General features: G+C 26.4%; 7 protein-coding genes and 1 pseudogene. All 8 read left to right on the forward strand.

The genetic code is table 11. The features are described from left to right. Positions 1 to 44: 44 nt before the first annotated feature. Entirely contained in the window at positions 45 to 383 is a 339-nt protein-coding gene (locus A500_RS05545) for an arsenate reductase family protein (RefSeq protein ID WP_016206602.1), read from the forward strand. A gap of 23 nt (positions 384 to 406) precedes the next feature. Beyond that, on the forward strand, positions 407 to 814 hold the full coding sequence (locus tag A500_RS05550) for a hypothetical protein (RefSeq protein ID WP_016206603.1): 408 nt from the start codon (positions 407 to 409) through the stop codon (positions 812 to 814). Positions 815 to 1,174: 360 nt separating this feature from the next. Continuing rightward, positions 1,175 to 1,782 (forward strand): annotated as a pseudogene (locus A500_RS21130) (glycogen debranching enzyme N-terminal domain-containing protein); the annotation flags it as partial. A gap of 120 nt (positions 1,783 to 1,902) precedes the next feature. Then, the gene (locus A500_RS21135; protein WP_242835052.1) at positions 1,903 to 3,111 is read left to right on the forward strand and encodes an amylo-alpha-1,6-glucosidase; all 1,209 of its coding nucleotides are present in this window, start codon (positions 1,903 to 1,905) and stop codon (positions 3,109 to 3,111) included. A gap of 140 nt (positions 3,112 to 3,251) precedes the next feature. Then, complete coding sequence (locus tag A500_RS05560; protein WP_016206606.1) at positions 3,252 to 3,476, forward strand: hypothetical protein; 225 nt, start codon at positions 3,252 to 3,254, stop codon at positions 3,474 to 3,476. Positions 3,477 to 3,505: 29 nt separating this feature from the next. Next, positions 3,506 to 3,850 (forward strand): hypothetical protein, encoded by a 345-nt coding sequence (locus A500_RS05565; RefSeq protein WP_016206607.1) that lies wholly within the window; start codon positions 3,506 to 3,508, stop codon positions 3,848 to 3,850. A 417-nt stretch (positions 3,851 to 4,267) separates the two neighbouring features. Next, a complete protein-coding gene (locus tag A500_RS05570; protein WP_016206608.1) occupies positions 4,268 to 5,620 on the forward strand; it encodes a uracil-xanthine permease family protein in 1,353 nt (450 codons plus the stop codon). 229 nt (positions 5,621 to 5,849) lie between these two features. After that, the gene (locus tag A500_RS05575) at positions 5,850 to 7,613 is read left to right on the forward strand and encodes a sigma-54 interaction domain-containing protein (RefSeq protein WP_016206609.1); all 1,764 of its coding nucleotides are present in this window, start codon (positions 5,850 to 5,852) and stop codon (positions 7,611 to 7,613) included. Positions 7,614 to 7,735 lie beyond the last annotated feature (122 nt).

A 7,735-nucleotide genomic window follows, 5' to 3' on the forward strand; every position in this document is an offset into this window, starting at 1 on the left:
ATGAAAAACAAATATTTATATAATAATTTAAAGGAGATAAAAGTATGAATATACAAATATTTGGGCGAAAAAAATGCTTTGATACAAAAAAAGCAGAAAGATATTTTAAAGAAAGAAATATAAATTTTCAATTTATAGATATAGATTTAAAAGGACTTAGTAAAGGCGAACTGAATTCTGTAAAAAAGTCTATTTCTATAAATGAATTAATAAATAAAGATAGTAAGGATTATAGAAAATTAAATTTAGACAAAATTAGAAGTAATGATATGAAAGAAGAGATTTTATTAAAAAATCCTAAATTATTTATATCTCCAATAGTTAGAAATAGTAATATTGCCACTTTAGGATATAAAAAAGAAATTTGGGATACCTGGGAATAAAATAAAGTAAAAAAGGTGAACAAATGATTAAAATAAAAATACAAAAGGTTAAAGAAGAACAGCTTATATTTAAAATTAGTTTAAAAGAAAATGATATAGAAAGATATCCATTATTAAAGAGACCTATAATAGAAGGTAAGCAAATAAAAGGTAGATTTAATTATGAAGTGCCGCTTAGATATTTTGTACCAATAATAAATAACATAAATAAGGAAGATTTCATTATTGATAAAAATAGTAAATTAGAATTTCTAGAGTTTTTTGATAACTTTGAAGAAAGACATTATGCCAGTTTATCAGCAACTCCTAAATTCATGAAAACATGGAGAAATGAAGATTGTCCTAATATATTTAAAATAAAAATAAATCCTGAAAATAAAAATTTATCTAAAGAATTAGCTTTTAAAAAAATAAAAATAAAAATTGATTAAAGATAAAAAGGAATTAAAGCATTTTAGCTTTAATTCCTTTTCATATTTAATGAAGGAGATGAATTTATATGGATTAGCTTTAAAGCTAATAGCTATATTAAATATATGAATAAACTCATATAAATGTTACATATAAAATTATGTTTTTAAATTTTAAACTCAATAATATTTATTGGATAATGTATAAAATAAGGATAGGGTTTTTGTACTGTTATACAATTAAATAAAGTGGAAATAAATTATATAATAAACATATGAAGTAAAAGTTAAAGAAGTTTTGGAGGTATATAAGTGGAAAAGAAATATAGTTATGGAAGAGGTTCTTTTAAAACAATAGAAGCTGGTAATGAACTATCTTGGATGATTGGAAATGGTATAGGCGGATATGCAAATTCAACAGTCGCAGGAGGAAGTGCTATTATGCATCATGGATACTTAATAGCAGCTTTAAATCCACCAGTTAATAGATTTTTAATATTAACTAAAACTCAAGAAGAAGTAGATATAAATGGAAGAAGGTATGATTTATCTTCTCAACAATATATAAATACATCTAAAAATGGTCATGAATATTTAGAAAAGTTTATTTTTGATTCAATACCAGAGTACCATTATAGAGTAGAAGATGTTAAAATCAAAAAAGTATATCAATGGATTATGGACATAATACAGTAGCAATATGTTATGAAATACAAAATGGTATTGAAGATTTAAATTTTAAAATAATACCTTTATTTAATTACAGATTATCAGGAGAATCTATTGAAAAATCAAATTTAAGATTTGATAAAGTTATAGAAAATAATAAACTTATATTAACGCCAGAAAAAAATAAGGAGTTAAAAATAAGTTTTTACACATCACAAGGTGATTACTATGACAGAAGTTTAATACCAACAACAATGGCAACTCCAAATTATTTGTTTGAAGAAAATCAATATTATATGATAGATAATAGAACTGGATTTTTAGGGGTGGACAATCATTATACTCCATATGAAGTAAATATAAATATAAAAGCTAAAGAAATAAAAAAGTTTTATGTTATATGTACATTAGAAAACGAAATAAATAAGACAGGATTTGAAATGGAAAAAGAGTATAAGAATAGGATAAACACTTTAATAGAAAAAGCTGGATACAATGATAATTTTGCAAATAATCTTGTTAAAGCTGCGGATCACTTTATAGTTGATAGAAAAAGCACTGGACTTAAAACTATATTAGCAGGATATCCATGGTTTACTGATTGGGGCAGAGATACTATGATTGCTTTTGAAGGGTTAGTATTATGCACAAAAAGATTTGAAGATGCTAGAGAGATATTAGAATCATTTTCTAAATATGTAAAGAATGGATTAGTACCTAATTTATTTCCTGATGCTAATACTGAACCTTTATATAATACAGTAGATGCATCACTTTGGTATTTTCAAGCTGTTTATAAATATCTAAAATATACTGGTAATGAGGAAGATTACAAATTTATAGAAGAAAAAATATATGATAAGTTAGTAGAAATTTTTAAGTCATATTCTAGTAAAACAGATTTTTCTATAGGAATGGATGAGGATGGATTAATTTTTGCAGGATCAGGTTTAGATCAAGTAACATGGATGGATGTAAGAGTTGGAGATATTGTGGTAACTCCAAGACATGGAAAACCTGTAGAAATAAATGCTTTATGGTATAATGCCTTATGTATAATGGAAGAGCTAAGAATTAGATTTAATAAAGAAAATTTATATTATAAAGAGTTATCACTAAAAGTTAAAGATTCTTTTAATAAAAAATTTTGGAATAAAGACAAACAATGTCTTTTTGATGTTATAGATGAAGATGATGATAAAATTCGTCCTAATCAGCTATGGGCAGTTTCACTTCCATTTTCAATATTAGATAGAGAAAAGGAAAAACAAATAGTAGATACTTCCTATAAACATTTATATTCTACATATGGATTAAGATCACTTTCATTTATGGATAAAGAATTTAAAGATAAATATATAGGTGAGTTATTTAAAAGAGATTTAGCTTATCATATGGGAACTACTTGGGGGTTCTTAATTGGACCATTTATTACATCTTATTGCAAAGTTAATAATTATGATGAAAAAGCTATAATAAAAGCAAAAGAAATGCTGTCAGTATTTGAAGATCATATGAGAGATGGATGTATAAATGGTATAGCTGAAATATTTGATGGAGAATTTTCTTCTACAAGTAGAGGATGCTATTCTCAAGCATGGAGTGTTGGTGAAGTATTGAGAGTGTACTGTGATATAAATAAATATTAATATATAAAACTGCTAAAGATAAAATATATTTTTGGCAGTTTTTTGTAAATATTTAATATACAGAAAGATGTAAGAAAATTTACAATATATTATATAATTATGTTACAATGTAAATATGTTTTTAAGAAAGGTTAGAAAATATGAAAAATTTATTCAAATTATCGAATATTATATTTAGTGCAGCAATAATAATAAGTTTATATGGATTCTATAAAATATATAGAATAAAACAAAATATTTTTTATGGATCGTGTCCTATTGAAGATAATAGACCAATACTATATTCAGGTATACTTCTTATGATACTATCTATTATTATATCTTACATAGAAGATTTAAAAATAAAGAAACGAATTAAAGATTAATCATACTAGAGATAAGTAAGGAGAAAAAGTTGAGACAACGTATTAAGGGTAAATTCATAAAAAGGAAACTTAAAGTTTTTAGTAATGCTTACAAAGATATAATAGACTTTTATAATTTAATAAGATTGAATTATGTTGTAGAATTGAAATTAGGAAAAGATTATTTAGATGAAAAAGGCAATAATCTTGCTGAAATTTTAGAAAATTACTTTGTTAATGAAGGATATGATATTATAGTAGAGCGTTATATGGAAGGTGAAAATTCATATTTAATAATTGATTGTGAAGATGAAAAAGAAAACATGTGGAATATGGTTGGTTTTATATATAGATTATTAGTTAAATTTAATATTGAACATGAAATAATATGGTAATATCAATATGATAATACTTTATTATTTTGATATCAATAATTTTGTAATTAAAAACAAAGTAAACAAGCTATTTTAAGAAAGTTTAGTTATCATTTTAATATTTTATATAATACTTATTAAGTTAAACAAGATAGAAATATAGTAAAAATTGATGAAAAAATATGAATTATAGAGCTTTTTAAAGTTTGGCATATTTATTGCTTGAATAATATATGAAACTTTAGAGGCTCTTTTTATTTAGTTACAAAGAAAACATATATATGTAAAAAATTACAATGAAAAATTTAAACGATTACTAATAAAGTGCAAAGGAATAATATTATTATCAAAATGAGAAAAATTTTCGTTTTGATAATGATTACATATTCTCGAGTGATGGTTAAGTTAATAGATTTACATGAGGGGGAATATATAATTATGTTAGAAACAAAGAAAAGAAAAAGTAAGAGTACTTCACTTTTTGATTTAGAGGGAGTACCATCTCTGAAAAAAGCACTACCATTGTCATTTCAACATTTATTAGCTATGATAGTTGGAAATGTAACACCAGCTATTATAGTTGCAGGAGTTTCAGATTTAAGTGCAGCTGATAAAATTCTTTTAGTCCAAGCGTCGATGTTTATGGCTGGTATATCAACTTTATTACAATTATATCCTATTTGGAAATTAGGATCAGGTCTTCCGGTAATTATAGGAATTAGTTTTGCTTATGTGCCTACTCTAACTGCTATAGGAAGTGCATATGGAATAAAGGCAATTTTTGGAGCACAATTAATTGGAGGTATTGCCGCTGTTATAGTTGGAGCTTTCATAAAGCCTTTAAGAAAGTTATTTCCACCAATGGTAGCAGGTACAGTTGTATTTACTATAGGTTTATCTTTATATCCTACAGCTATTAAATATATGGCTGGAGGGGCATCAGCAAAAGATTTTGGCGCTCCTATATATTGGGTAATCGCACTAGTAACTCTTGCTGTGGTGCTAATTTGTAATAATTTTGGTAAGGGATATATTAAACTTGCATCTATTTTAATTGGAATTATAGTAGGATATATTTTTTCAATATTTTTAGGACAAGTAAAATTTGATGCAGTTTCTACTGCAGCATGGGCACAATTACCAACCGTTAATCATTTCGGATTAGAATTTATACCTTCCGCCATAATATCTATGGTTGTTATATATGTAGTTAATTCTGTACAGGCAGTAGGGGATTATTCAGCTACAACAGCAGGAGGACTTGATAGAGTTCCAGAGGATAGAGAATTATCTGGTGGAATAATTGCAAATGGGTTAATAAATATCATTGGACCATTTTTTGGAGGATTACCAACAGCAACCTATAGTCAAAATGTTGGAATAGTTGCTATGACAAAAGTTGTTAGTAAATATGTATTTGCTTTAACTGCTGGATTTATATTAATTGCTGGATTTATACCTAAATTTGGAGCAGTTATTACAACTATACCACAAAGTGTTTTAGGAGGAGCCACAATTACGGTTTTTGCTATGATAACTATGACTGGTATTAAACTAATAATACAAGACGAGCTTTCAGGAAGAAATTTAAGTATAGTAGGACTTTCAGTTGCGCTTGGTATGGGAATTACACAAGTTCCTGGAGCGTTAGATGCTTTTCCAAGCTGGGTAAGTATGGTGTTTGGAAGTTCTCCAGTAGTAATAACAACACTGGTTGTAATACTTTTAAATACAATACTTCCAAAACAAAGTATTGCTCAAGAAGAAAAAGAAAGAAAAGAAATGGAATAACTATATACAAGGGATTATATGCCAAAGTGCATATAATCCCTATTTTTATAATTTCCTTACATCGGGTTTCGATTGAACATATATAAGTTTATGTTAATCTTGATCAGAGTAAGGTCATAAGAAAATTTACATATGTTCAATTTCTTATGGCATGAAAATTGCTTAATATACAAGTAGTAAAAATATTTTATAGTTCTTACTAAATAAAGGGTAAAAGAGGTGTTTAGATATGCCATCTATATTGAAAGAAATTCAGAGTGCTGTAATGAAATATGCCAATATAGTAGAGAAAATACTTATGGTAGATGTTGAAGTAGTTGATGAAAATCTAATAAGGATTGCAGCAACAGGAGCCTATAGAAATAGAATAGATAAGGATATATCAAAGCAAGGATATGCCTATAGAGAGGTATTAAAAACAGGAGAATTTAAAGCTATAACAGAGCCAGGCAAAGACAATATATGTAAATATTGTATTAAAAGAGGAAAATGTGAAGAAGTATTTGAAATGAGTACTCCAATAAAATTTCAAGGAAGAATAATAGGGGTTATAGGATTAGTATGCTTTAATAAAGAACAAAAGCATCAAATACTAGCACGATTTGATAATTATAAAGCATTTATGGAGCAAATAGCAGAGTTTATAAGTACTGCAGCTTATGAAAATCTTCAAAGAAAAAGAGAAGGAACCGTTGTAAAATCATTAAATTTAATAATAGATAAAATGGATCAAGGTGTAATGGTCCTAAATAAAAATGATAAAGTAACTCATATTAATTCTAAAGGGGTAGAACTTATAAAACATGTGGATAATTTTTTTGTATCCAAAGTAGTTATAGAGCCAACAGGGGATAGCTTATTTCAAATGGAAATATATAAGGTATCAATAGACAATCAAAGCTTTCAATTTATAGGAAATATTTTTTCTATGGAACTTAATGATAATCAATTTGATAAGATATTTATTTTTAGAGATTATAAAGGATTTAGAGATAATATTTCAGAATATACGAGTATTAAAAAAGTTATAAAAACAGAAAACATATTAGGACAAACGAAGATAATGCAAGATCTTAAACGGAAGGTTAAAAAAATTGCACTCTCAACATCAACAGTTTTAGTAACAGGAGAAAGTGGAACTGGAAAAGAAGTATTTGCTAGAGCTATACATAATGAAGGAAATAGAAAGGCTAAGGCTTTTATTGCAATAAATTGTGGAGCTATTCCAGATACTTTATTAGAAAGCGAATTATTTGGATATGTAAAAGGTGCTTTTACAGGCGCTGATCCAATGGGAAAGATAGGTAAGTTTGAACTTGCAAATAAGGGAACTATATTTCTAGATGAAATAGGAGATATGCCAATTTATCTTCAAACTAAGTTGTTGAGAGTTCTTCAAGAAAGAAAAATAACTAGAGTTGGGTCTAATAAAGAAATCGATATTGATGTAAGAGTAATTGCAGCAACCAATAGAAATTTGAAGGAACTTATAAAGGAAAATAAGTTTAGAGAAGATTTATATTATAGATTAAATGTAATACCTTTTGAAATTCCTCCTCTACGAGACAGAATAGAAGATATTGATTTATTAATTGATTTTTTTATACAAAGATATACAAATTTGTTAGATAGGAATTTTGATTCAATAACAATAACTAAAGAAGTTAAAGAAGCCTTTTACAAATATACTTGGCCAGGAAATGTTAGGGAACTAGAAAATACTATAGAATTCATAGTTAATATGATAGGCTCAGACGGTATAATAGATAAAGATGTAATACCAAAAAATATTTTATCAAGTGAAAAACTTGATATATATTATAATACAAAGGAAATTGTACCAATTAAAGAGTTAGAAGAAAAGGAAATAAGGAAAGCTTTAGAATTATATGGGACAAGTACCGAAGATAAAAAGAAAATCGCTAAAAAACTTGGGATAGGAATAGCAACTTTATATAGAAAAATAGATGAATACAAATTATTAAAACAATAAATCATATTTTATAAAATAAATAATAAGATTAAGAAAATATAATTACCAAGATAGAAAAATAGACTGATAATCTCAATTGATACTAGGTGTGGTCGGCGTCTCTCAAGGCACACAGGAGTAGG

The organism is Clostridium sartagoforme AAU1 (assembly GCF_000401215.1).
GTDB classification, from domain to species: Bacteria; Bacillota; Clostridia; order Clostridiales; family Clostridiaceae; genus Clostridium; species Clostridium sartagoforme.

Excerpts from the sequence above, each read along its gene's own strand:
- A500_RS05545 (WP_016206602.1), top strand. The coding sequence starts at position 45 with ATGAATATACAAATATTTGGGCGAAAAAAATGCTTTGATACAAAAAAA.
- A500_RS05550 (WP_016206603.1), top strand. The coding sequence starts at position 407 with ATGATTAAAATAAAAATACAAAAGGTTAAAGAAGAACAGCTTATATTT.
- A500_RS21135 (WP_242835052.1), top strand. The coding sequence starts at position 1,903 with ATGGAAAAAGAGTATAAGAATAGGATAAACACTTTAATAGAAAAAGCT.
- A500_RS05560 (WP_016206606.1), top strand. The coding sequence starts at position 3,252 with ATGAAAAATTTATTCAAATTATCGAATATTATATTTAGTGCAGCAATA.
- A500_RS05570 (WP_016206608.1), top strand. The coding sequence starts at position 4,268 with ATGTTAGAAACAAAGAAAAGAAAAAGTAAGAGTACTTCACTTTTTGAT.
- A500_RS05575 (WP_016206609.1), top strand. The coding sequence starts at position 5,850 with ATGCCATCTATATTGAAAGAAATTCAGAGTGCTGTAATGAAATATGCC.